Here is a 21,764-nt window from a genome sequence, read left to right as displayed (position 1 = left end):
GTGTCCGGGCCCGGTTGCCAGCCGAGTGCCGGGCCGAGGGCCGTGGCGATGTCCGTGAGGATTTGGACGTAGTCCTCGTGGTCGAAGGTGAACGGCAGCGCGAACGCGACCTCGTCGATCTCCCGGAACGCGGCGTGTTCGTGGAGGCGTTCGGCTATCTCCGTGGAGGGGCCGACCAGGTCGGGCGCGAACATCAGCCGGGCCGGGCCCTGGGGGGTGGCGGTACGCGGCAGGCGCGTACGGGCGTACTCCTCGTACTTGGCGCGCTGCGTCGCCGTCGCGTTGTCCGTCGGGACCACGACGAGCCCCTGCGAGACGCGGGCGCGGTCGCCGTCGGGGTGGTGGGCGCGGAAGGCGCGGATGGTGGCGAGCTGGATCGACGCGAAGTCCGGGGCGTCCTGGCCGTCCCCCGCCCCCTCCTCCGCCTTGACGACGCTGCTCGTCAGGAAGTTCATCCCGTGCTCCCCGGCCCACCGCGCGGAGCGCGTACTGGCGCCGCCGTACCACATACGGCCGCCCAGTCCGGCGGCCTGGGGCTGCACGCGGTCGGAGAAGACCTCGAAGCCCTCAACTCCCCCGGAGGCGGCGGCGGGTTCACCGCGTACATGGTCAAGCAGCCGTCGTACGCGCTCGTAACCGAAGTCCTCGGCGTCGGCGGTGTCCGGGTACAGCGCGCCCTTGACCTGGTCGTAGTGCATGGGCGGGCCGACGCTGACGCCGGGGTTGAGCCGGCCGCCGGACAGGATGTCGACGGTCGCCAGGTCCTCGGCCAGCCGCAGCGGGTTCTCCCAGCCGAGCGGGATGACGGCGGTGCCCAGCTCGATACGGCGGGTGCGCTGCGAGGCGGCGGCGAGGACGGCGACGGGGGAGGAGATGCCGTACTGGAGATGCCGGTGCCGCACCCACGCGCTGTCGAAGCCGAGCCGTTCACCCAGCTCGATGATCTCCAGGGTCGACTCGTGGCCCCGCCGGGGATCGGCGGCGTCGAACAGCCCGATCGTCAGGAAGCCCAGCTTCCGCAACGGCTCCGAGGTCAGCGGCACGATGCTCCTCCTACGGTGACAGGTTCCAGGTTCCGCTCAGGGGCGGCGACCCGGACGGGGACGGGGACGGGGCCGGGCGGTGGCGCAGCGTACGCACGTACGCGCCGCCGGCCGGACCTCCAGCCGCTCGACGGGGATCGCCTCACCGCACACCTCGCACTGTCCGTAGTCACCCTGCTCCAGCCGTTCCAGCGCCTGATCCAGGCCCAGCAGCTGCTCGCGTGCCTGCTCAAGCAGGGAGGCGACATGGGCCCGCTCGAAGGCGGTGCTCGATCCGTCGGGGTCGTGCTCGTCGTCCACCGCGACCAGGGCGTTGGCCTCGACGATCGCCTCGAAATCGCGCTCCAGTGCCTCGATCCGGCCGTGCGTGTCCGTACGGCGCGCGGACAGGCGCGCTCGCATTGACTCAGCGGATATGTGAGGGCTCACGCACGCGACAACGCCACCGCGCCCCGCGGCATTCCAAGGCCCGTCACGCCCGCAACCGCACTCCGTGCGACGTACGCAGCCGGTGGATCTCCCACCAGGCCAGCGCCGACACCGTCGCCGGGCCGCCGATCGCCGCGATCAGCGCGAGAGGGGTCGGGCCCGGTGGCAGCCCTCCCATCACCAGGCTGATGGCCGCGAACTCCCACACCAGTACGCCGGTGAGCAGGGCGGGCAGGGCCGCGTGCACGGGAGCCGTCCGGAACGCCGAGCGCACGACCGTCGGGGAGGCGAACGCGACGAACAGCCCCATCCACAGGGCGGGCAGCAGCAGCACGATCGTCAGGAGCGGCGCGAGCACCGTCACCCCGTCGAGCTGGTAGCTGAGGTAGAAGCCGCCCACGAAGAGCCCCGGTGTGGCCGCGAACGCCGCGCAGTACCAGAGCGCCGAGCGCAGCGACGGACGCAGCCTGGCCCGCATCCCGGCCCTCGCGGCGGGCGCGGCGAGCCGGATGATGACCGTGATCACCAGGGGCGCGCTGAGCAGCAGCAGCCACGGGCTGATCGCCATCCGGAGCGCGAACTGCTGGATCGCCTGGTCCCAGTCGTCCGGTGAGGCGTACGCGACCATCAGCGCGAAGGTCGCGGCGAGCGCCGCCCACGCCCGGTTCTTCTGTATGCGCGCCACGTCGGGGAAGTGGATGCGCAGATGGGCGCTCGGCGGGAAGACCCGCCGGGCCCGCGTCCGCGCCGAGCGGGCGAGCGGATAGCAGATCAGCAGCCCGACGACCGTCGGCCCGAAGCAGCACAACGCGACCATCCACAGGCACGCGTGGATCCGGCTCGCCGAGCGCAGCACTTCACGGAGCGTCGGCCACTCGTCCTCCCGGAACCGTCGCCACAGCGGCGTGTGCGGCGGTGGGTACGGCACGTAGGGCCGGTACGGCGGCGGTGGTGGCGGGCCGTACGGACCGTTTCCCCCGTGACTCACTTCTCGCGCACTCCTCGCTCGAACGGCCGGCGCCCCCCGTCATGTGACGGGCGTCAGGCATCAGGCATCGGGCATCGTAGGCGTCAACTCCCGTCCCCTGTAAGCGGATTACGCTGTCGCCCGGCGCACCTCGGTGCCCGGGGCGAAAAGTTCCCGGCCGGGGTATTCCCGGCCAAGTGGAGAAGGGCGTCCGACGGCGCCGGCGGACGGCGAATATTCACAAGGTCCCGACGAATTCTCGAACGTGCGGCCGGTTTTCCTCTCCCTGTGCGGGACGCGGTGCGCGCCGGGACATCTCGCGTTCACATTCGTGTCACAAGTGACGGCTTTCCGGGAGTATTTATCTGGCGTGATATCGTCGCCATCGAAAAGGTAATGTCTTGGTAAAGCGTACGGTCTTCCCAGGAGTTCGTCCGGTTCGCGACGTCGCGGTCCTACGCACTCCAGCCTGCCCGTGACTCTGTGCGGAGACGTCACGGACCAGCAGGTATCTCTCCTTGACCCGACCACACCGCGCCCCGTCCCCACACCGCGGGCGCAGGAGGCAGGCCGCCATGAAATCCCTTATCGAAAACGCCCGTTCCTTTCCGGACCGCGTGGCCGAGCGACACCAGGAGTTCCGGGTGCTCGCCGACGGACAGCGGCCGGAGGTGCTCTTCATCACCTGCTCCGACTCCCGTGTCGTACCGACACTCATCACCGGCGCACGGCCGGGCGAACTCTTCGAACTGCGTACGGCGGGCAATATCGTGCCCCCCTACGATTCGGACCGTCCCGGCGGCGAGACCGCCACGATCGAGTACGCCGTGTGCGTCCTCGGCGTACGCGACATCGTCGTGTGCGGACACTCCCACTGCGGCGCCGTCGGGGCGTTGGTGAGCGGCGCGGACCTCTCCGCCGTCCCCGCCGTACGCGGCTGGCTGGACCGCTCGGTCGCCGGGCTCCCCGGCCACGCGGGCGTCCCCCATGCCGTACGGCACCACGCCGCCGCCCAACTGGACACCCTGCGCGGCTATCCCTGCGTCCGCGCGGCGATCGACGAGGGCGCCCTCACGCTCAGCGCCTGGTACTACGAGGTCGACACCGGAGCCGTGAGCGTCCAACGGCCCGACCTGGACAACGCGTTCGTGCCGCTCTGACCGGGACGCGCTCCGCGCCGCCGCCGTCCACGCCGCCGGCCCTGGCTTACGGGCCCCGGCGGCCGGCCCCCGTGCCCGGCGCGTCGAGCCGCGACCGAGTCCGTGTCCGCGTTCGCGTTCGTGTCCGCGTTCGTGTCCCCTTGTCCGTCGCCTGCCACGGCGGACCGCTCCGCAAGGAACACACCCATGGCTTCCCAGTCCTCCCTCTCCTCCCTCGCGTCCCGGTTCTCGCCGTTGCGGGAACCCGGTGTCCTACGACGTGACGTCCTCGCCTCCCTCGTCGTCTTCCTCGTCGCCCTGCCCCTGTGCGTGGGCGTCGCCGTCGCCTCCGGTGTGCCGGCCGAACTGGGCCTGATCACCGGCATCGTGGGCGGTCTGCTCGTCGGCCTGCTGCCCGGCAGCAGCCTTCAGGTCAGCGGCCCGGCGGCCGGGCTGACCGTCCTCGTCTTCGAGGCCGTCCAGGAGTTCGGGCTCGGCGCGCTCGGCGTCATCGTGCTCATCTCCGGACTGCTCCAACTCCTCCTCGGCGCCTGGAGGTTCGGGCGCTGGTTCCGGGCCATCTCGGTCGCCGTCGTCCAGGGCATGCTCGCCGGCATCGGGCTCGTCCTCGTACTGGGCCAGGTCTACGCGCTGGCCGACGAGGCCCAGCCCGCCGGCGGCCTCGCCAAGATCGCCGGGCTGCCCGGTCTCTTCGTCGACGTCGTCGCCGGAGGAACGGCGCTGACCGCCTTCGCGCTCGGCGCCGCCACCATCGCCGTCCTGGTCCTGTGGCCGAAGCTGCCCGCCAAGGCACGGATGGTCCCCGGTCCGCTCGTCGCGGTCGGGCTGGCCACCGGCGCCGCCGTCCTGCTGAATCTCGATGTCGCCCGGGTCGAGGTCCAGGGGCTGCTGGCGGCCGTCAACCCGCCCGGACTCTCGGACTTCGGCGGCCTCGGCTTCGCCGTCGTCGGCACGATCCTGGCCTTCACCCTGATCGCGTCGGCCGAGAGCCTGTTCAGCGCGGCTGCCGTGGACCGTATGCACGACGGCCCCCGTACCGACTACGACAAGGAGTTGATGGCGCAGGGCATCGGCAACACCGTCTGCGGCGCGCTCGGCGCGCTCCCGCTGACCGCCGTCATCGTGCGCAGCGCCGCCAACGTGCAGGCGGGCGCGCGGACTTCGCTCTCCCGGGTGCTGCACGGCGTATGGCTGCTGCTCTTCGCCGCGCTGCTCCCGTTCGTCATCGGCGTCATCCCGCTCGCGGCGCTCGCCGGTGTCCTGGTGCACGCGGGCATGAAGCTCGTACCGCTCAAGGAGATCGTGCCGCTGTGGCGGACGCACCGCGGCGACGCCGTCATCCTCGGTGTCACCACCGTCACCATCGTCGTCGGCAACCTCTTCGAGGGCGTGGTGCTCGGACTGCTCCTGTCCGTCTGCAAGTCGGCCTGGGAGACCTCCCACATACAGGTGGGCGTGCGCGAACTCACCGGTGGGCGACTGGTCGTGGCGATCACGGGCAACGCCACGTTCCTGCGGCTGCCGCGCATACTCGACCAGTTGGAGGCGCTGCCGCAGAACCGCCCGATCGAGCTGGATCTCACGGCCCTGCGGCACCTCGACCACGCCTGCCAGGTGGCGCTGGAGACCTGGTCCCAGCGCCACAACGACGCGGACACGGTCCCGGTCCGCATGGTCCCGCCGTCGGCCGGGGACCCGTCGGCGAATGACTCGTCACCGAAGGCGGCCGTCTGACCGGCCCGCCGCAACGAGCCCCGTCGTCCCTCAGGCGCGCCCCCGCCCGGGGGACGACGGTCCGATCTCCGGGCGACGCGTCAGCGCAGCGACTTGAGCATCTCCGCCGCGAACGGCGTGATGCCCTCCGTCCGTCCGCCCAGCGTCTTCACCGGCCACTCGGGATCGGCGATCAGCGCCCGGCCCACCGCGACCATGTCGAACTCGTCGCGCTCCATCCGGTCGAGCAGCTCGTCGATGGGGGTGACCGCGGAGTTCTTGCCCTGGAAGGCCTCGGAGAAGACGCTGTCCAGACCGACCGAGCCGACGGTGACCGTCGGCCTGCCGCTGATCTTCTTCACCCAGCCGGCGAAGTTCAGGTCGGAGTCGTCGAACTCCGGCAGCCAGTAGCGGCGGGTGGACGCGTGGAAGACGTCGACACCGGCTTCGACCAACGGCCTGAGCAGGATGTCGAGTTCGGCGGGTGAGTGCGCGAGCTTCGCGTCGTACTGGCCCCCCTTCCACTGGGACATCCGAAGGAAGATCGGGAACGCGTCGGACACGGCGGCGCGGCAGGCCGCCACGATCTCGGCCGCGAAGCGGGTGCGCGCGACGATGTCGCCTCCGTACACGTCGGTACGGCGGTTGCTGCCCGCCCACAGGAACTGGTCGATCAAGTAGCCGTGCGCGCCGTGCAGTTCGACCCCGTCGAAGCCGAGCCGCTCGGCGGCGGCGGCCCCGTCCGCGAACGCGCCGATGACGTCGTCCAGGTCCTTCTGCGTCATGGCGCGCCCCTTGGGCTCGCCCTCCAGGGAGATGCCCGACGGGCCGACCGGCTCCGCGTCCGTCACCGGCGGCGCGCCCTCGTCGCGGGTGACACCCACGTGCCACAGCTGCGGGATGATCGCGCCGCCCGCCCGGTGCACGGAGTCCGCGACGTCCGCCCAGCCCGCGAGCGCGTCCTCGCCGTGGAAGCGGGGGACCCGGTCGCTGGTGCCCGCGGAGTCGTGGTCGATGTAGGTGCCTTCGGTGATGATCAGCCCCACGCCGCCGGCGGCGCGTCGCGTGTAGTAGTCCGCGACGTCCTGGCCGGGGACGCCGTCGGGGGAGAACTGCCGGGTCATGGGTGCCATCGCGATCCGGTTGCGCGTGGTGAGGCCGCGCACGGTGAAGGGGCGCGCGAGGGTGTCGGCCGACCGGCGGGCTGGCGCGTCTGTCATGGCGTGTCCTGTTCATCGAGTGGGGGTGTCCGACGGTCGGCAACAACCGAAGGGTGCCTCCGCATTTCCGCGCCGGGCTGATGTGGTGAGCGTCTCCGAGCCGATGTGGTGAGGGTCTCCGGACCGAGGCCGTACGAGGTCGTACGGGTCTCGGACCCACGTCGTACGGGTCTCCGGATCGAAGTGGTGCGGGTCTCAGGATCGAAGTCGTGCGGTTCTCCGGACCGGTCGGCGACGGCCGGTGTTCATGACAGCGTTGTCATGCGGTCGCCGGGGCGGCACACGATCCCCACAGACACGCATGTGTCGAGAGCTTGGGAGACCGTAATGAGCAAGTCCATCCCCGCCGGTCCGGACCGCCGGTCGCTGCTGCAGGCCGCGATCGCCGTCCCCGCCGTCGGAGCCACCGCCGCCGTGCTGGGTACGCAGTCGGCGCAGGCCGCGCCCCTCGCCCCCGGCGCCGCCGCCTCTTCCGGACGAGGCCGCTACGACGAGGACAGCCCGCGCTTCGCGCTGGCCGTGCTGCCGGACACGCAGTACCTCTTCGACGCCGACAGCGCCGACCCTGAGCCGCTGCGGGAGACCTTCGACTACCTCGTCTCGGAGCGCGAGGAGGCGAACATCGCCTTCATGACGCACCTCGGTGACGTGACCGAACACGGCACCGAGCAGGAGATCACGCTCGCCGCCCACACCTTCAAGACGATCCACGGCAAGGTCCCCTACAGCGTCCTGGCGGGCAACCACGACATCGACGGGAGCAAGGACGACCAGCGCGGGGACTCCGCCTATCTGAAGGCGTTCGGCCCCGACCGGTTCACCGGCATGCCGACCTTCGGCGGCGCCTCGCCCGGCGGCTACAACAGCTACCACGTGATCAAGGCGGCCGGCCGGCAGTGGCTGGTGTTCGCCATCGACTGGCGCGCCTCCGACAAGGCCCTGGCCTGGGCGCAGGGCGTCCTTGACGCCCACCCCACCCTGCCCGCCATCCTGACCACCCACGACATCGCCTGGGCCGAGGAGAACGGCGCCGCCCATCTGTCGGACCACGGACAGCGGCTCTGGGACCGGCTGATCCGGGGCAACGACCAGTTCTTCCTCGCGCTGGGCGGGCACTACTGGCCCTCGGGCCGTACGGTCCTCACCAACGACGCCGGTCACGACGTACACGTCCACATCACCAACTACCAGGACCGCTACTACGGCGGCGCCGGCATGATCCGCCTCTACTCCTTCGACACGGCGCGCGACGTCGTCGACATCGAGACGTTCGCGCCGTGGTTCCTGCGGCGCGACCCGGGGAAGCGGACGCCGCTGGAGGCCGAGACCCTCGAACTGACCGGCCCGGTGGACCGGTTCAGCCTCGACATCGACTTCGCCGAGCGCTTCAAGGGCTTCGACGGCCTCGTCCCGCCCAAGCCGCGCCCGGCCGGCCGTGTGATGCCGCGGGGCACCGTGGCGTACTGGCGCTTCGACCAGGACGGTCTCGCCGGACCCGGCGCACCGGGAACCCCCGTGGGCAAGGGCGTGGTGGCCCGTGACCTCTCCGGCCACGGCAACGACCTGCGCGTACAACTCCTGCACGACAGCGCGCCGGACGTGCTCACCCGGTCCGCCGAGCACCACGCCGACCAGCCGGCCCACGCGAGTCTGCGCTTCGACGGCGGCAAGGGTCCCGACCGGGGCGCGGTGCTCACCACGAGCGCCAAGGCGCCCCTCAACAGCGCGACGTTCAGATCCGGTTTCACCATCGAGACGTTCATCAAGCTGCCGGATCCCTTCGAGGGCGACCACGCCTGGATGGGCATCCTCAGCTGGGAGGGCCGCAACGGCGACGCGGGCAAGACGACGGGCTGGTCGACGGACGAGCCGACGTGCAGCCTCAACGTCACGCCGGAGCGGTTCCTCCAGTTCGTCCTCTACCCGCACGTACAGGACGCCGACCCCACGTCGTGGAGCCACGCCCTGCCCGTGGGCCGCTGGACGCACATCGCGATCGTCAACGACGGCCGGCGCACGCTGATGTACGTGGACGGGTCGAAGATCGCCCGCAATCCGTCGCAGCGGGCCACCGGGATCGCCACGCTGGGCAAGCCGTTCGCGATCGGCGGCACCCAGTTCGCGGAGAAGTTCGGGCAGGGCTTCTACGGCTGGATCGGCGACACGCGCATCGTCGACCGGGCACTGAAGCCGAAGGACTTCCTGCTGCCGGTCGCGTAGCCGGGCCTCGGGGCCCGGGCCCTGCCGGGGTGCTCGCCCCGGCGGGGCCCGAGGTCTTCGGTACGAGAGTGATTTCCGCCCAAGAAGCGGTCACACCCTGTCCTCTTCTCTTGAGAAGCTTCTTCTGTGCCGGAGAACGAGCACGCGTACGACGCGGAGCTGACCCCAGCGGAAGGACCACGCCTCATGACCGCAACCTCCCCCGCCTCCCCCTCGCTCGACGCCGAGCGCACCGACCTGCTCGCCGCCCTGGCGACCGCGCGGAGCACCCTGATCAACACGGTGCGCGGGCTCACCGACGACCAGCTGGGCGAGACCCCGACCGTCAGCGCGCTGTCCCTGGGCGGACTGATCAAGCACGTCGCGTCCACCGAGAAGGCGTGGCTGCGCTTCGTGGTCGAGGGCCCCTCCGCGATGGACTTCACACTGCCGGACGGTGTCACCTGGGCCGACTTCATGGCCGGTACGGTGAGCGAGTACCCGCAGTGGGCCATCGACCGCGAGAACGACTTCCGGATGCTGCCCGGCGACACCTTGGCCGGGATCCTCGCGCGCTACGAGGAGATCGCCGCACAGACGGAGAAGACCGTCGCGGAGGTGCCCGACCTGTCGGCGACGCACCCGCTGCCCGAGGCGCCCTGGAACGAGCCGGGAGCGGTGCGCAGCGTACGCGCGGTGCTGATCCACCTCGTCCAGGAGACCGCCCAGCACACCGGGCACGCGGACATCCTGCGCGAGTCGATCGACGGACAGAAGTCGACCTGATGGCGGCCGTGCTCAGCGCCCGGGCGCTCAACCGCGCCACGCTCGCCCGGCAGTTGCTGCTCGACCGCGCCGACGTACCGGTCCTCGACGCCGTCGCCCACCTCGGCGGCCTCCAGGCGCAGGAACCGCAGGAGCCGTATCTGGGACTCTGGTCACGGCTGCGCGCGTTCGAACCGGCGCTGCTCGCCGACCTGTTGACCGGGCGGAGTGTGGTGCGCACGCACCTCATGCGCCGTACGGTCCACCTCGTCACCGCCGCCGACGCGCTGGCCTGGCGGTCCCGGCACGACGCCATGCTGCGCCAGCGCGTGATCGCGGTCTACCGCAGCGAGCTGGACGGTACGGATCTGGCAGAACTCGCGGCGGCGGGGCGGGCGTTGATGGCGGACGGCGAGCCGCGCACCATGCCCGACGTGGCGCGGGCATTGGCCGGGCGGTGGCCGGAGCCGGGGACCCGGGCGCTGGGCGAGATCCTGGTCGCCGCACTCGTCCCCATGGTTCAGGTGCCGCCGCGCGGGCTGTGGCGGACCAAGGGGGGAGCGCGGAACGTCCCGCTCGCCCACTGGCTGGGCCGCGAGGCCGACCCGCTGCCGTCCGACGGATCGGACCCGGTGGGCCAGGCGCTGCTACGGCGCTACCTGGCCGCGTACGGCCCCGCCGCCTCGGCCGACCTGCGCGCCTGGTGCGGCCTGGCGGGTCTGCCCGCGGCGGTGTCCGCGATCCGCGAGGAACTCGTCTCCTTCCGCGACGAACGCGGCCGTGAACTGCTGGACCTCCCGGACGCGCCCCGCCCGGACCCGGACACCCCGGCGCCGGTACGTTTCCTGCCCGCGTTCGACAACGCGATCCTCGGCTACCACGACCGCGGCCGGATCATCGACGACCACCACCGCGGCCTGTCGGTCGCGGGCGAACGCGTGGTCCTGGTCAACGGCCGCGTCGCCGCCACCTGGCGCACGGAGTCGTCCACGGTGACGATCACCCCACTGACCCGGCTCTCCGCGTCGGACCGAACGGCCGTGGCCGAGGAGGGCCGGCAGATGGCGCTGTTCCTCTCCGACAAGGAGAGCGACGGGGTGCGGGTGGGCGCGCCGGCCGGGTGAGCGACGCCTTGGCCAGCCGTGGGTCACCGCGCGTGGCCGCCGCCGGGGTTACGCCGGCGCCCTCCCGGCAGTCGGCAAGTGCGCTCCTCCCGTCACTTCCTCTTCTGCCTCTTGCTTCCCTCATGTGTGTTCGTCGCGTTCCTGTGCGCCGACCGACCGTGTCCGCTGGGGTTCTGCCGTGGTCGTCCACCGCTTGGCGGCAGCAGCCCTCCAACGTTCTGCACGGCATTCTGCGGATGCCGCGCACTCTGCTGGTTCTGCTGCGCACTGTCCCGCACCGGGTCGTAGCCCTGCTGCGGGGCCCCTGTGATGACGATGTTCGGGGTCGGGGCGGGCGCCGGTCCCAGCGTCGGAGAATGGGCCTGCTCAAGGAGGACGGTGTTGGGCAGCTCCCCGCTCTGCACTCTCCCGACCAGATCTGCTACGTAGTCCTGCTCGCCGAGGACTTGTTCCAAGTGGGCCCGCCCTGTGTCCTGCTGGCGGACGTAGTTGTCGACCGAGCCGTCCCTTTCGTACGCTGAGCGCGCCGTCCGGTACGCATCGAGGGTCGCGTCGTACTGGCGACTGCTCGCATTCTCTTCGGGTGTCCGCGGAGTGATGCCCACCGAACGGAACGCGTCCGCAAGCTCATTCGCGCGATAGCTTACGTATTGCAGTCCCTCGGTGATCCGGTCCGGCGTCCACAGCTCCCTGCCCACATAGTTCTCGATGGCCCGGTGGGAGTCTCCGACCCACGAGTTGTCTTCCGCGGGATATCCGTACCCTCCTTGTTCTGACAACTGCCCTACCTTCCTTTCCAGTTCGCCCATCCCCGTCGCTCTGACTACGGCGGGACGGCCGGGACGGTTCAACCAGCCGGTGGGGCCAGCTGTACCTCCGAGAGGCGGGCTGGCCGGATCGTGGGTGGGTAAGGGGCTGGCTAGGTTGGTGATCACGCCGCGCGGAGCGGCGACCCCACACCAACTCCCAAGGAGCCAGCGGACCATGGCGACCAAGACGTTCAGTCGGACCACCCGGCGTGTTGTGACCACCACCCTCGTCGCCGCGCTGGCCGCGGTGGGGATGGCGGTGCCGGCGGTGGCCGCGGCGCAGCCGGGGGAGGGGTCGTTCCAGCGGCAGGTCGACGCCGTTCAGCGGACGGGGACCGTCGGTGTCCTCGCCCGGTCGACCGGGCCGCGCGGTGTCCAGTTCGCCACCGCCGGGGTCGCGGACGCCGAGACGAAGCGGAAGGCGCGGCCCGGTGACAAGTTCCGGATCGCGAGCGCGACCAAGACGTACGTCTCCACGGTGGTGCTCCAACTGGTTGGCGAGGGGCGGCTGTCGCTGGACGACACCGTCGAGGACGTGCTGCCCGGCGTGGTGTCGGGCAACGGCAACGACGGGAGCCGGATCACCGTACGGCAGCTCCTCAACCACACCAGCGGGCTCTTCAACTACACCGCCGACTTCCCCGCGCTGTCCGGCATAGACGCCTACGAGGCCGGCCGCTACACGACCTGGACGGACGAGCAGTTGGTCGAGATCGCGATGCGGCACGCGCCGGATTTCGAGCCGGGTGCCAAGTGGTCGTACTCCAACACCAATTACACCCTGGCCGGGATGATCATCGAGAAGATCACCGGCCGCACCTGGCAGCAGGAGGTGACCAAGCGCGTCATCCGGCCGCTGGGGCTGCGCGACACCCTCACCCCGACCACGTCCGCCCGCATACCCGGTTCGCACCTGAAGGGCTACTCCGCCTTCGGCGAGTCCGCGCCCGCGATCGACGTCACCGCCTTCAATCCCAGCGCGGCCGGCGCCGCCGGGGCCATGATCAGCACAGCCGGGGACATGACGACCTTCTACCAGGCGCTCATGAGCGGCCGGCTGCTGAAGCCCGCGCAGCTGACGGAGATGAAGAAGACGGTACGGGCCGCGGAGCTGGACGAGGCGTGGCCGGGCGCCCGCTACGGCCTCGGCCTGATGGAGATACCGCTCACCTGCGGCGGCAGCTACTTCAGCCACGCCGGTGACCTCCCCGGCTACGCCACCCGCACCGGCGCCACGGAGGACGGCCGGCGCGTCGTCGTCCTGGAGGCCACGGGCGACGGCTCCATGCCGGGCAGCATCCACGCGACGAACACCCTCATCGACAAGCAGCTGTGCGCCGGGCGCGCCAAGTAAGCAGGTCAGTCGGGGTCCGTCCGGGGCACGTCCGGGCGGGCCCCGGACGTGCGTCTGACACCATCGGGGCGTGGACCACCGATACGTTTACGCACCCGGCGCCCCCATCCGCTCCGGCATTCCGGAGCACGGCCGCATCCCCAAGTACTACGCCGTCAAGGCCCGACTGAGCCTGCTGGTGGACGAGTTGGGCGAGGGGGACCTGCTCCCCACCGAGCGGGATCTGGCCCTGCGCTACGAGGTGTCCCGCGAGACCGTACGCCAGGCCCTGCGCGAGCTGTTGCTGGAGGGGCGGCTGCGTCGGCAGGGGCGCGGCACCGTCGTCGCCGGTCCCAAGCTGGAGCAGCCGCTGTCGCTCGCCAGCTACACCGAGGGGGTACGACGGCAGGGCCGCCGCCCCGGCCGCAGTCTCGTCGGGCTGGACCGCTTCCCGTGCCCCGAGTCGCTGGCCCCCGAGATCGGGGTGGATCCCGGGGAGCCCGTCTGGCATCTGGAGCGGGTGCTGCTCGCCGACGACGAGCGGGTCGGTCTGGAGAGCACGTACGTCTCGGTCGGCCGGGTCCCGGAGCTGGACACGGAGTTCGATCCGGACTCCTCCTTCTACTCCTACCTCCGCGACCGGCTCTCCATCTCCTTCGGGGACGCGGACGAGCGCATCGAGACGGTTCTGGCCACCCCGCGTGAGGCGTTGCTGATCGGTACGCCGCCCGCCCTGCCGATGCTGCTGATGCACCGGCTCTCACGGGACACCGACGGGCAGCCGCTGGAGCGGGTGCGGACCCTCTTCAGGGGTGACCGGTTCTCCTTCACGACCCGTCTGGGGGCTTGATCGGGCGGGTCACGGACACGCGCTGATTATCACAGGGAGATAACGGGTCTAGGCCAAGTTTGGCGGGTCGTTCACCGTCCCGTTGCCGTACGGACCCGTCCGGGTCGCCCGCCCCCACCAGCTTTGACGTCGTGAGAGTCATCGTCGTAGGAGCCGGCGTGGTGGGAACCATGCACGCCTGGCACGCAGTGGACCGCGGCCACGAGGTCGTCCAGATCGAGCGCGAGAGCGAGGCACGAGGCGCGTCACTCCGTAATTTCGGCCAGATATGGGTCAGCGGCCGGGCCGGCGGCGAGGAGCTGGCGACCGCGCTGCGCGCCCGTGAGCTGTGGCAGGAGATCGGCGGGCGGGTGCCCGGTGTGGGCTTCCGCGCCTGCGGCTCGCTCACCCCGCTCCGCGGCGAGCTGGAGACCGCCGTCGCCGAGGCGGCCGTCGCCAGGGCCGACGCCGCGGACCGCGGCTACCGGCTGCTCACCGCCGACGAGGCCCGGGTGCTCAACCCCGCGCTGCGCGGCGACTTCACCGGCGCCCTGTGGTGCGAGCGCGACGCGGCGGTCGAGCCGCGCACCGCTCAACTCGCCCTGAAACAAGCTCTGCTGGCGTCCGGCCGCTACACCTTCCTCGGCGGCCGGGAGGTCCGCGAGGTCGTCGGCGCCGCCTCCGTACGCGACGACCACGGCGACATCCACACCGGCGACGCCGTGATCCTGGCCACCGGCGCCTGGCTCGGCGGCCTCGTCCGCGAGCTGGCCGGACCCGGCCTGCCCGTGCGCCGTGTCCGCCTCCAGATGATGCAGACCGACCCGCTCGGCGAGGACCTCACCACCTCCGTCGCCGACGCCGACAGCTTCCGCTACTACCCCGCCTACCGCGGCGACGCGCTGGAGGCCCTCAACTCCGGGCAGCCGCAGGCCCCGACGGCCGCCGAGCACCGGATGCAGCTCCTGATGGTCCAGCGCCGGGACGGCGGACTGACCATCGGCGACACGCACGAGTACGAGCACCCCTTCGCGTTCGACACGGTCCAGGAGCCGTACGACCACCTCACCCGGGTCGTGGAGTCCTTCATCGGCCGTCCGCTGCCGCGCGTGCGGCGGCGCTGGGCCGGGGTCTACGCCCAGTGCACCGACACCACTCGCGTCGTCCACCGCCAGCAGGTGCGCGACGGCGTCTGGCTGGTCACCGGGCCCGGCGGACGCGGCATGACCTGCTCGCCCGCCATCGCCGAAGCCACCGCCGACGAACTGGACTGGTGAAGACATGACCGACACCGACAAGCTGAATCTGATCGTCCTCGACATGGCGGGCACCACCGTCGCCGACGGCGGCCTCGTCGAGGAGGCGTTCTCCGCAGCCGCAGAACGCCTCGGCGTGGCACCCGGCTCCGCCGACCACGCCGCCAAGCTCGACCATGTACGCGCCACCATGGGCGAGTCGAAGATCTCCGTCTTCCGCCATCTCTTCGGGGACGAGGAACGTGCCCGGCGCGCCAACACGGCCTTCGAGGAGGCGTACGGCGAACTCGTCGGCGCCGGCCGGATCGCCCCGATACCCGGCGCCCGGGAGGCCATCGAGGCACTTCAGGCCGAAGGTCGTACGGTCGTGCTGACGACCGGCTTCGCCCGGACGACGCAGGACGCGATCCTCACCGCACTCGGCTGGCGCGACCTGGTCACCCTGACGCTGTGCCCCGCCGACGCGGGCGGCCGGGGCCGCCCGTATCCGGACATGATCCTCGCCGCTTTCCTGCGCACCGGAGCGGTGGACGCGGTCCGGCGCGTGGTCGTGGCGGGGGACACCTCGTACGACATGCTCAGCGGCGTCCGGTCCGGCGCCGGGATCGTCGCGGGTGTCCGTACCGGCGCCCATGACGGGGACCGGCTGACCGCCCACGGCGCCACGCATGTCATCGCCTCGGTCGCCGAACTGCCGGACCTGATAGCGCGGGCCGAGGCATGACAGGCCCCGGCATGACGAGCCCCGGCGCCACACCCGGCGGCATCAGGTTCGACCAGGTCAGCGTCGCGTACGACGGCAACACCGTCCTCGACCGGCTGGACCTGACCGTCGAGCCCGGCGAGGTCATGGCCCTGCTCGGGCCCTCGGGCTCCGGCAAGACCACCGCGCTGCGCGCCGTCGCCGGATTCGTCCGGCCGTCCTCCGGGCGGGTGTTCCTCGGCGGGCGCGACGTCACCGACCTGCCGCCGCACCGGCGGGGTATCGGCATGGTCGTCCAGCAGTACGCGCTCTTCCCGCACATGCGTGTCGCGGACAACGTCGCCTTCGGGCTCAAGGCACGCAAGGCGCCGAAGTCCGGGATCCCCCAACTGGTCGCCGACGCACTCGAACTCGTCGGCATGGCCTCGTACGCCGGCCGCTATCCGCGCGAACTCTCCGGCGGCCAGCAGCAGCGCGTCGCCATCGCCCGCGCGCTCGCCACCCGCCCCGGCGTCCTGCTGCTCGACGAACCGCTCTCCGCGCTCGACGCCCAGCTGCGCTCCGGGATGCTCACCGAGCTGGCCCGGCTCCACCGTGAACTGCCGGACGTCTCCATCCTGTACGTCACCCACGACCAGGTCGAGGCGCTCACCCTCGCCGACCGCATCGCGGTGATGGACCGGGCGCGGCTCCAGGACTGCGGCACCCCGCAGGAGCTGTACCGGAGCCCTCGTACGGAGTTCACGGCGTCCTTCGTCGGGAACGCCAACCTGCTGCCGGTCACCGTCGCGGACGGCCACGTCGACTTCGCCGGACACCAACTGACCGTATCCACAGGTGACGTGGCCGCCGGAGTCAGCGCCACCCTCTGCGTCCGGCCGCATCTGGTCGGGCTCGGCGCCGGGCCCAACGCGCTGACCGGCACCGTCGCCGAGGTCCAGTGGCGCGGCTCGACCCACCGCCTGTACGTCGACGTCGAGGGCCACCGCGTCAAGGCCGACCTGCGCGAACTGCGCGAGACCCCGGCGATCGGCGCCCCCGCCACCCTGCACTTCGCCACCGAGGACGCGGTGCTGCTGCCGGTGGGGGCGGCGGATGAGTAGCACCGGTATCGCGGACAAGGGGCGTACGCGGCGGGTGCCGCCTATCGTCTGGGCCCTGCCGCCCGTCGTCGTCCTCGCGCCGGCCTTCCTCTATCCGCTGGCTCTCGTCGTCCGGCAGTCCTTCTCCCCGGACGAGGGCGGGACCTCACTCTCCCCGTACGGCGAGGTGTTCGCCTCCCAGTCGTTCCGCGACGCGCTGTCCACCACCGTGTGGCTCGCGGTCGGATCGACCGCGGGCTGTCTCGTCCTCGGGTTCGCGCTCGCCCTGGTCATCGCGTTCGTACCGTTCCCCGGCGGCAAGGCGGTCGCCCGGTTCATCGACGTCTTCCTCTCCTTCCCGTCGTTCCTGATCACGCTCGCCCTGCTGTTCATGTACGGCACCGTCGGCATGGCCAACGGCCTGTGGACGGACGTCACCGGCGCCGACAGCGGCCCCTTCCACTTCCTGACCACCCCCTGGGGCGTCCTCCTCGCCGAGATCACCTTCTTCACGCCCTTCGTGATGCGGCCCCTGCTCGCCGCCTTCTCGGGCCTCGACACCGCCCAGCTGGAGGTGGCCTCCTCGCTCGGCGCGCGGCCGGCCCGGATCGTGCGGCAGGTGATCCTCCCCGAGGCGCTGCCCGCGCTCGCGGCGGGCGGCAGCCTCGTGCTGGTGATGAGCCTCAACGAGTTCGGGATCGTGCTCTTCACCGGCGCGAAGGACGTCACCACCCTGCCGATGCTGGTCTACGGCAAGGCGATCCTGGAGTCCGACTACCCGGCCGCCTGCGTCGTCGCCGTCGTCAACATCGCGATCTCCGTCGGTCTCTACAGCCTCTACCGGATGGTGAGCCGCCGTGTTGGTGCATAGCCGAGCCGGGAAACTCGCCGTCCGGGGCGTCTTCCTGCTGCTGTTCGTCCCGCTGTTCGCGGTGCCGCTGCTGGTCATCGTCGCCGCCTCCGTCTCCACGAACTGGTCCGGAGCCTTCCCCTCCGGAGTCACCACCGAGCACTACGCCGCCGCCACCAGCGGCGACTCGCTCAAGGCCCTCACCACCAGCCTGGTCACGGCGGTCAGCGCCAGCCTCGTCGCGCTGCTCGTCGGCGGCTGGGCCGCGCTCGCCGCGGCCTCGCTGCGGGCGCGCGGCAAACGGTTCCTCGACATGCTGTTCATGCTGCCGGTCGCCGTGCCGTCCGTCGTGGTCGGCCTCGCCGTGCTGGTCGCCTTCAGCCGGCCGCCGGTCCTGCTCAACGGGACGCGCTGGATCGTGATCCTGGCGCACACCGTCCTGGTCACCGCGTTCGCCTACCAGTCGGTGTCGGCGGCGGCGCGGCGGCTCGACCCGATGTACGAGCAGGCCGCCGCCAGCCTCGGGGCCCGCCCCTCGTACGTCCTGTGGCGGGTCAAGCTGCCGCTGCTGCTGCCGTCGCTGACGGCCGCCGCCGGGCTCTGCTTCGCCCTGTCCATGGGCGAGTTGAGCGCCACGATGATGCTCTACCCGCCCGACTGGACACCGCTGCCGGTGCGGATCTTCGCGGCCACCGACCGCGGTTCGCTGTTCACCGGCGCGGCGGTGGCCGTGGTCCTGATGGCGACGACGCTGCTCGTGCTGCTCGCCGTCTCCCGTATCCGGACGAGGGCGTCGTATCGCTGACGCGCCTCGCCCCCAGCCCCGTGCCCCGCGCACATCCCCGTCACCACCGAGCGTTTCCAGGAGGACCCGCCCATGCGTCACCACCACCTCGTCCAGCCCGCCGCGGCGGTCTGCGGCACACTCGCCCTCGTCGCCGGCCTCGCCGCCTGCGGTGGCTCGTCGAGCGCCGCCGACGAGAAGGTCGTCACCGTCTACAGCGCCGACGGGCTCAAGGGGGAGAACGGCGACGGCTGGTACGACAAGGTCTTCGAGGACTTCGAGAAGGAGACCGGCATCAAGGTCGAGTACGTCGAGGGCGGCTCCGGCGAGATGGTGCAGCGCGCCGTCCGCGAGAAGTCCAACACCCAGGCCGATGTCCTCGTCACGCTGCCGCCGTTCATCCAGCAGGCCGACGCCAAGGGGCTGCTCGCCGCGTACGAGCCCGCCGGCGCCGACCAGGTCGACGGCGCGGACAAGGCGTCCGACGGCAAGTGGACGTCCGTCGTGAACAACTACTTCGGCTTCGTCTACAACAAGAAGGAGCTGCCGGGCCCGCCCAGGTCCTGGGAGGAACTGCTGGACGCGAAGTACAAGGAGAAGATCCAGTACTCGACGCCCGGCGTCGCCGGTGACGGCACCGCCGTCCTCATCAAGGCGATGCACGACTTCGGCGGCCAGGAGCCGGCGATGGAGTATCTGAAGAAGCTCCAGACCAACAACGTCGGCCCGTCCGCCTCCACCGGCAAGCTCGCGCCCAAGGTCGACAAGGGTGAACTGCTCGCCGCCAACGGCGATGTGCAGATGAACTTCGCCCAGTCCAAGGACATGCCGAACCTGGGCATCTGGTTCCCGGCCAAGGGCGACGGCAGGCCGACGAGCTTCGCGCTCCCGTACGCCGCGGGGCTGGTCGACAAGGCGCCGCACAGCGCCAACGGCAAGAAGCTGCTGGACTTCATGCTCTCCGAGCGGGCCCAGCAGGACGTCAGCGCGGTCGGCGGCGGCTTCGCGGCCCGCACGGACATCAAGGCGACCGACCCGAACGCCACCGAACTCGCGGCGCTGATGCGGGGCGTGGAGATCTTCGAGCCGGACTGGTCGGACATCGGCACCAACCTGGACGGCTATGTCGACGCGTGGAAGTTGGCGACGGGCAGCTGACCAACGCCCCCCGCATAACGGGTCTGGACCAGATCCGTACCCCCGTACCACCCTCCACCCCCCCAACTCCCTTGCCCGGACCTGAACTCGGAGGCATCTCGTGTCGTCAAGTCTGTCTCGCCGCAAGCTCCTCATGGGCGCGGCGGCCCTCGCCGCCGCTGCCGGACCACTCGCCACGGCGACCGCCCACGCGGCCGCCCGTACCCCCAAAGTCCTGGTCATCGGCCTGGACGGCGCCCTGCTCGGCCGGATCAGGGACGCCGCCGCGCCTCGTCTCGACGCGCTGATGGCGAGCGGCCTCACCTCGTCGAGCGCGCTCCCCGCCAACCCCATGGCACCCACGGTGTCCGGTCCCGGCTGGTCCACGGTCATCACCGGGGTCTGGCCCGACAAGCACGGGGTGAAGGACAACAACTTCACCGGCAGCCGGTTCGGCCAGTACCCGGACTTCCTCACCCGTATCGAGACCGCCAGGCCCGCCCTGTCGACGTACGCCGTCGCGTCCTGGAACCCCGTCACCACGACCATCTTCTCGCCGGCGGTCGACACCCGCGTCAGCACACCGGGCGCCGAGTACGACACCGGCACCACCGCGCGGGCCGTGGCCGAACTGCGCGACGGGAACCGGGACGCGGTCTTCGTCCACCTCGACAACATCGACCACGCGGGCCACAGTTACGGCGCCGCCTCCGCGCGCTACCTGGAGGCGATCCAGGACGCCGACGCGCAGGTGGGCCGGATGGTCGACGCCGTACGGGCACGGGCGACGTACGGCTCCGAGGACTGGCTCATCATGGTCACCACCGATCACGGGCACACCGACGCGGGTGGCCACGGCGGGTCCAGCAACGCGGAGCGGCAGACGTTCCTCATCGCCAGCGGCGGCGCGATCACCGCGGGCTCCACGCGCCACGACATCAAGATGCCCGACGTCGCCGCCTCCGCCCTCGCGCACCTCGGCATCCCCATCGCCGCCGCGTGGGGGCTGGACGGCCGGCCGCTCCAACAGCCCGCGCCGGACGCCTTCGACGCGCTGCGTCCCCTGCTGACGGCGCGCGTGGACGAGACCGGCGTCCCGGCCGGGACGCTCGGCTTCACCCACACCCCGCCCGCCGGCTGGTCGGTGGAGAACGGGGCGATGGGGACGGGCGGCATGACCGAGTGGCGCGGCTGGGCCTTCACCACCGACGAGTTCTGGACCGCGGCCGAGCGGGACCAGTGGCGCGAGAGCAACGTGCGCGCGCGGAACGTCTTCGCCGTGGCCGACGGCGACGAGTGGGTGGACAAGGCGTACACGGGCACCTTCGACTCCACCCTGGTCAGCCCGGCCTGGCCGGTCACGGGAGGCCGTACGGCGACCCTCACGTACACCACGCACTACCGTCACGAGTCGCCGCAGAAGGGCGAGGTGCTCGTGTCGTACGACGGCGGCGCGCCGGTCGCGGTGAAGACGTACACCGCCGACGCCGTGTCGCGGGTCGAGTCGATCCCGCTCCAGGTCCCGTCGGGCGCGCGGACGGTGCGGGTCCGTTTCCGCTACACGGCGGGCAACAACTGGTACTGGACCGTCGACCAGGTGGGTGTCAGCGGGAGTTGAGCCGTCGGCGGATTGACGGATTGGTGCCGGGGCTCGTTGGGCAGTGAGCAGGGGAACTTCATGTCATGTCCACGACTCTCTCCCCCCAAGGAGGTCGACCATGCACATCCGACAGGTGACCGGCGGACTCGTTGCCGCCCTGGCCGTCACGTTCTCCCTGATGAGCGGTCAGGCCACGGCCGCTCCGGCACCCGCCCAGGACACCGCCGTCGCCGCGCGCGTCGTCACCTACGACGCCAGCGGCTCGGCGGAGTTCAGGTCGGCGGTCGACCGGGGCGCGGCGATCTGGAACGAGAGCGTGAACGCCGTCGAACTCGTCCCGTCCGCGGCCGGCCAGCGCGCCAACATCCGCGTCCTGGCGGACAACGGCTGGCCCCGCGCCCAGACCACCTCACTGGGCAACGGCACCGTCTGGATAGGCCGCCAGGCCGTGATCGAGGGCCACAACACGATCCGCATCTCGTCCCACGAACTGGGCCACATCCTGGGCCTGCCCGACATCAAGCCGGGCCCCTGCACCAGCCTGATGTCCGGCTCCACGGCGGGCACCTCGTGCACGAACGCCTACCCGAACGCGGCCGAGAAGTCCGCGGTCGAGGGCTACTTCGGCGGCGCGCTCACCCGCAAGTCGGGAGACGCACCGCTCAACACGCTGATCGTGGACTGACCCGCACCACGTAGTCCGAGCCGGCCACATCCGTACGCCCCGGAGCGCACACCATGCTCCGGGGCGTACGGATGTG

The 21,764-nt window shown here is 71.2% G+C and carries 20 protein-coding genes; 15 read left to right on the top strand and 5 right to left on the bottom strand.

Annotation, left to right across the window (positions count from 1 at the left end):
• The 3 genes from BHU15_RS14400 to BHU15_RS14390 all read right to left on the bottom strand — a co-directional run.
• Positions 1-1,043, bottom strand: a 1,043-nt coding sequence (locus BHU15_RS14400) for an LLM class flavin-dependent oxidoreductase (protein ID WP_069627559.1), incomplete at its 3' end; no start/stop codon positions are given.
• Positions 1,044-1,079: 36 nt separating this feature from the next.
• Positions 1,080-1,445, bottom strand: a complete 366-nt coding sequence (locus tag BHU15_RS14395; protein WP_069627558.1) for a TraR/DksA family transcriptional regulator — start codon at positions 1,443-1,445, stop codon at positions 1,080-1,082.
• Positions 1,446-1,515: 70 nt separating this feature from the next.
• Positions 1,516-2,460, bottom strand: a complete 945-nt coding sequence (locus tag BHU15_RS14390) for a hypothetical protein (RefSeq protein WP_255293107.1) — start codon at positions 2,458-2,460, stop codon at positions 1,516-1,518.
• A gap of 554 nt (positions 2,461-3,014) precedes the next feature.
• On the opposite strand from BHU15_RS14390, the gene BHU15_RS14385 reads away from it, so the two are divergent.
• Both BHU15_RS14385 and BHU15_RS14380 read left to right on the top strand, forming a co-directional pair.
• Complete coding sequence (locus BHU15_RS14385; RefSeq protein ID WP_069627557.1) at positions 3,015-3,599, top strand: carbonic anhydrase; 585 nt, start codon at positions 3,015-3,017, stop codon at positions 3,597-3,599.
• 186 nt (positions 3,600-3,785) lie between these two features.
• Complete coding sequence (locus BHU15_RS14380) at positions 3,786-5,333, top strand: SulP family inorganic anion transporter (protein WP_069627556.1); 1,548 nt, start codon at positions 3,786-3,788, stop codon at positions 5,331-5,333.
• An 80-nt stretch (positions 5,334-5,413) separates the two neighbouring features.
• Here BHU15_RS14380 and BHU15_RS14375 read toward each other — a convergent pair whose 3' ends face one another.
• Positions 5,414-6,532, bottom strand: a complete 1,119-nt coding sequence (locus tag BHU15_RS14375; protein WP_069627555.1) for an NADH:flavin oxidoreductase — start codon at positions 6,530-6,532, stop codon at positions 5,414-5,416.
• 327 nt (positions 6,533-6,859) lie between these two features.
• Between BHU15_RS14375 and BHU15_RS14370 the strand changes: the two genes are divergently transcribed.
• From BHU15_RS14370 to BHU15_RS14360, 3 genes are all read left to right on the top strand, one after another.
• Positions 6,860-8,752 carry a LamG-like jellyroll fold domain-containing protein gene (locus BHU15_RS14370; protein ID WP_069627554.1) on the top strand — a complete coding sequence of 631 codons (1,893 nt, stop codon included), beginning with the start codon at positions 6,860-6,862 and terminating at the stop codon, positions 8,750-8,752.
• 186 nt (positions 8,753-8,938) lie between these two features.
• Positions 8,939-9,517 carry a DinB family protein gene (locus BHU15_RS14365; protein WP_069627560.1) on the top strand — a complete coding sequence of 193 codons (579 nt, stop codon included), beginning with the start codon at positions 8,939-8,941 and terminating at the stop codon, positions 9,515-9,517.
• Positions 9,517-10,620, top strand: a complete 1,104-nt coding sequence (locus tag BHU15_RS14360; protein WP_069627553.1) for a winged helix DNA-binding domain-containing protein — start codon at positions 9,517-9,519, stop codon at positions 10,618-10,620. The genes BHU15_RS14365 and BHU15_RS14360 overlap by 1 nt, the downstream gene beginning before the upstream one ends.
• 92 nt (positions 10,621-10,712) lie before the next feature.
• On the opposite strand, the gene BHU15_RS39745 is transcribed toward BHU15_RS14360, so the two are convergent.
• Positions 10,713-11,429 (bottom strand): hypothetical protein, encoded by a 717-nt coding sequence (locus BHU15_RS39745; protein ID WP_135068466.1) that lies wholly within the window; start codon positions 11,427-11,429, stop codon positions 10,713-10,715.
• A 175-nt stretch (positions 11,430-11,604) separates the two neighbouring features.
• Here BHU15_RS39745 and BHU15_RS14355 point away from each other — a divergent pair, with 175 nt between their 5' ends.
• The 10 genes from BHU15_RS14355 (at position 11,605) to BHU15_RS14310 (ending at position 21,688) form a co-directional block, all read left to right on the top strand.
• A complete protein-coding gene (locus BHU15_RS14355; protein ID WP_069627552.1) occupies positions 11,605-12,783 on the top strand; it encodes a serine hydrolase domain-containing protein in 1,179 nt (392 codons plus the stop codon).
• A gap of 70 nt (positions 12,784-12,853) precedes the next feature.
• Complete coding sequence (locus BHU15_RS14350; protein WP_069627551.1) at positions 12,854-13,612, top strand: GntR family transcriptional regulator; 759 nt, start codon at positions 12,854-12,856, stop codon at positions 13,610-13,612.
• Positions 13,613-13,743: 131 nt separating this feature from the next.
• Positions 13,744-14,868, top strand: a complete 1,125-nt coding sequence (locus BHU15_RS14345; RefSeq protein WP_069627550.1) for a TIGR03364 family FAD-dependent oxidoreductase — start codon at positions 13,744-13,746, stop codon at positions 14,866-14,868.
• A 4-nt stretch (positions 14,869-14,872) separates the two neighbouring features.
• The gene (locus BHU15_RS14340) at positions 14,873-15,571 is read left to right on the top strand and encodes a phosphonatase-like hydrolase (RefSeq protein WP_069627549.1); all 699 of its coding nucleotides are present in this window, start codon (positions 14,873-14,875) and stop codon (positions 15,569-15,571) included.
• A gap of 11 nt (positions 15,572-15,582) precedes the next feature.
• Positions 15,583-16,653 (top strand): ABC transporter ATP-binding protein, encoded by a 1,071-nt coding sequence (locus tag BHU15_RS14335; protein WP_069627548.1) that lies wholly within the window; start codon positions 15,583-15,585, stop codon positions 16,651-16,653.
• Positions 16,646-17,503, top strand: a complete 858-nt coding sequence (locus BHU15_RS14330) for a 2-aminoethylphosphonate ABC transporter permease subunit (protein ID WP_069627547.1) — start codon at positions 16,646-16,648, stop codon at positions 17,501-17,503. Before BHU15_RS14335 ends, BHU15_RS14330 begins: the two co-directional genes overlap by 8 nt.
• Entirely contained in the window at positions 17,490-18,287 is a 798-nt protein-coding gene (locus BHU15_RS14325; protein WP_069627546.1) for an ABC transporter permease, read from the top strand. The genes BHU15_RS14330 and BHU15_RS14325 overlap by 14 nt, the downstream gene beginning before the upstream one ends.
• Before the next feature lie 72 nt (positions 18,288-18,359).
• Positions 18,360-19,424 carry a 2-aminoethylphosphonate ABC transporter substrate-binding protein gene (locus BHU15_RS14320; RefSeq protein WP_069627545.1) on the top strand — a complete coding sequence of 355 codons (1,065 nt, stop codon included), beginning with the start codon at positions 18,360-18,362 and terminating at the stop codon, positions 19,422-19,424.
• Positions 19,425-19,557: 133 nt separating this feature from the next.
• A complete protein-coding gene (locus BHU15_RS14315; protein ID WP_069627544.1) occupies positions 19,558-21,021 on the top strand; it encodes an alkaline phosphatase family protein in 1,464 nt (487 codons plus the stop codon).
• A 100-nt stretch (positions 21,022-21,121) separates the two neighbouring features.
• Positions 21,122-21,688, top strand: a complete 567-nt coding sequence (locus tag BHU15_RS14310; protein WP_069627543.1) for a snapalysin family zinc-dependent metalloprotease — start codon at positions 21,122-21,124, stop codon at positions 21,686-21,688.
• Positions 21,689-21,764 lie beyond the last annotated feature (76 nt).

This window comes from Streptomyces niveus (assembly GCF_001723055.1).
GTDB lineage: Bacteria > Actinomycetota > Actinomycetes > Streptomycetales > Streptomycetaceae > Streptomyces > Streptomyces niveus.
The sequence above is the reverse complement of the archived record's forward strand: the minus strand, read 5'-3'. Positions and strand labels throughout refer to the sequence as shown.

Coding starts and splice junctions, on each gene's coding strand:
- BHU15_RS14395 (WP_069627558.1), bottom strand. CDS start 1,445: ATGCGAGCGCGCCTGTCCGCGCGCCGTACGGACACGCACGGCCGGATC.
- BHU15_RS14385 (WP_069627557.1), top strand. CDS start 3,015: ATGAAATCCCTTATCGAAAACGCCCGTTCCTTTCCGGACCGCGTGGCC.
- BHU15_RS14380 (WP_069627556.1), top strand. CDS start 3,786: ATGGCTTCCCAGTCCTCCCTCTCCTCCCTCGCGTCCCGGTTCTCGCCG.
- BHU15_RS14375 (WP_069627555.1), bottom strand. CDS start 6,532: ATGACAGACGCGCCAGCCCGCCGGTCGGCCGACACCCTCGCGCGCCCC.
- BHU15_RS14370 (WP_069627554.1), top strand. CDS start 6,860: ATGAGCAAGTCCATCCCCGCCGGTCCGGACCGCCGGTCGCTGCTGCAG.
- BHU15_RS14365 (WP_069627560.1), top strand. CDS start 8,939: ATGACCGCAACCTCCCCCGCCTCCCCCTCGCTCGACGCCGAGCGCACC.
- BHU15_RS14360 (WP_069627553.1), top strand. CDS start 9,517: ATGGCGGCCGTGCTCAGCGCCCGGGCGCTCAACCGCGCCACGCTCGCC.
- BHU15_RS39745 (WP_135068466.1), bottom strand. CDS start 11,429: ATGGGCGAACTGGAAAGGAAGGTAGGGCAGTTGTCAGAACAAGGAGGG.
- BHU15_RS14355 (WP_069627552.1), top strand. CDS start 11,605: ATGGCGACCAAGACGTTCAGTCGGACCACCCGGCGTGTTGTGACCACC.
- BHU15_RS14340 (WP_069627549.1), top strand. CDS start 14,873: ATGACCGACACCGACAAGCTGAATCTGATCGTCCTCGACATGGCGGGC.
- BHU15_RS14335 (WP_069627548.1), top strand. CDS start 15,583: ATGACGAGCCCCGGCGCCACACCCGGCGGCATCAGGTTCGACCAGGTC.
- BHU15_RS14330 (WP_069627547.1), top strand. CDS start 16,646: ATGAGTAGCACCGGTATCGCGGACAAGGGGCGTACGCGGCGGGTGCCG.
- BHU15_RS14320 (WP_069627545.1), top strand. CDS start 18,360: ATGCGTCACCACCACCTCGTCCAGCCCGCCGCGGCGGTCTGCGGCACA.
- BHU15_RS14315 (WP_069627544.1), top strand. CDS start 19,558: ATGGGCGCGGCGGCCCTCGCCGCCGCTGCCGGACCACTCGCCACGGCG.
- BHU15_RS14310 (WP_069627543.1), top strand. CDS start 21,122: ATGCACATCCGACAGGTGACCGGCGGACTCGTTGCCGCCCTGGCCGTC.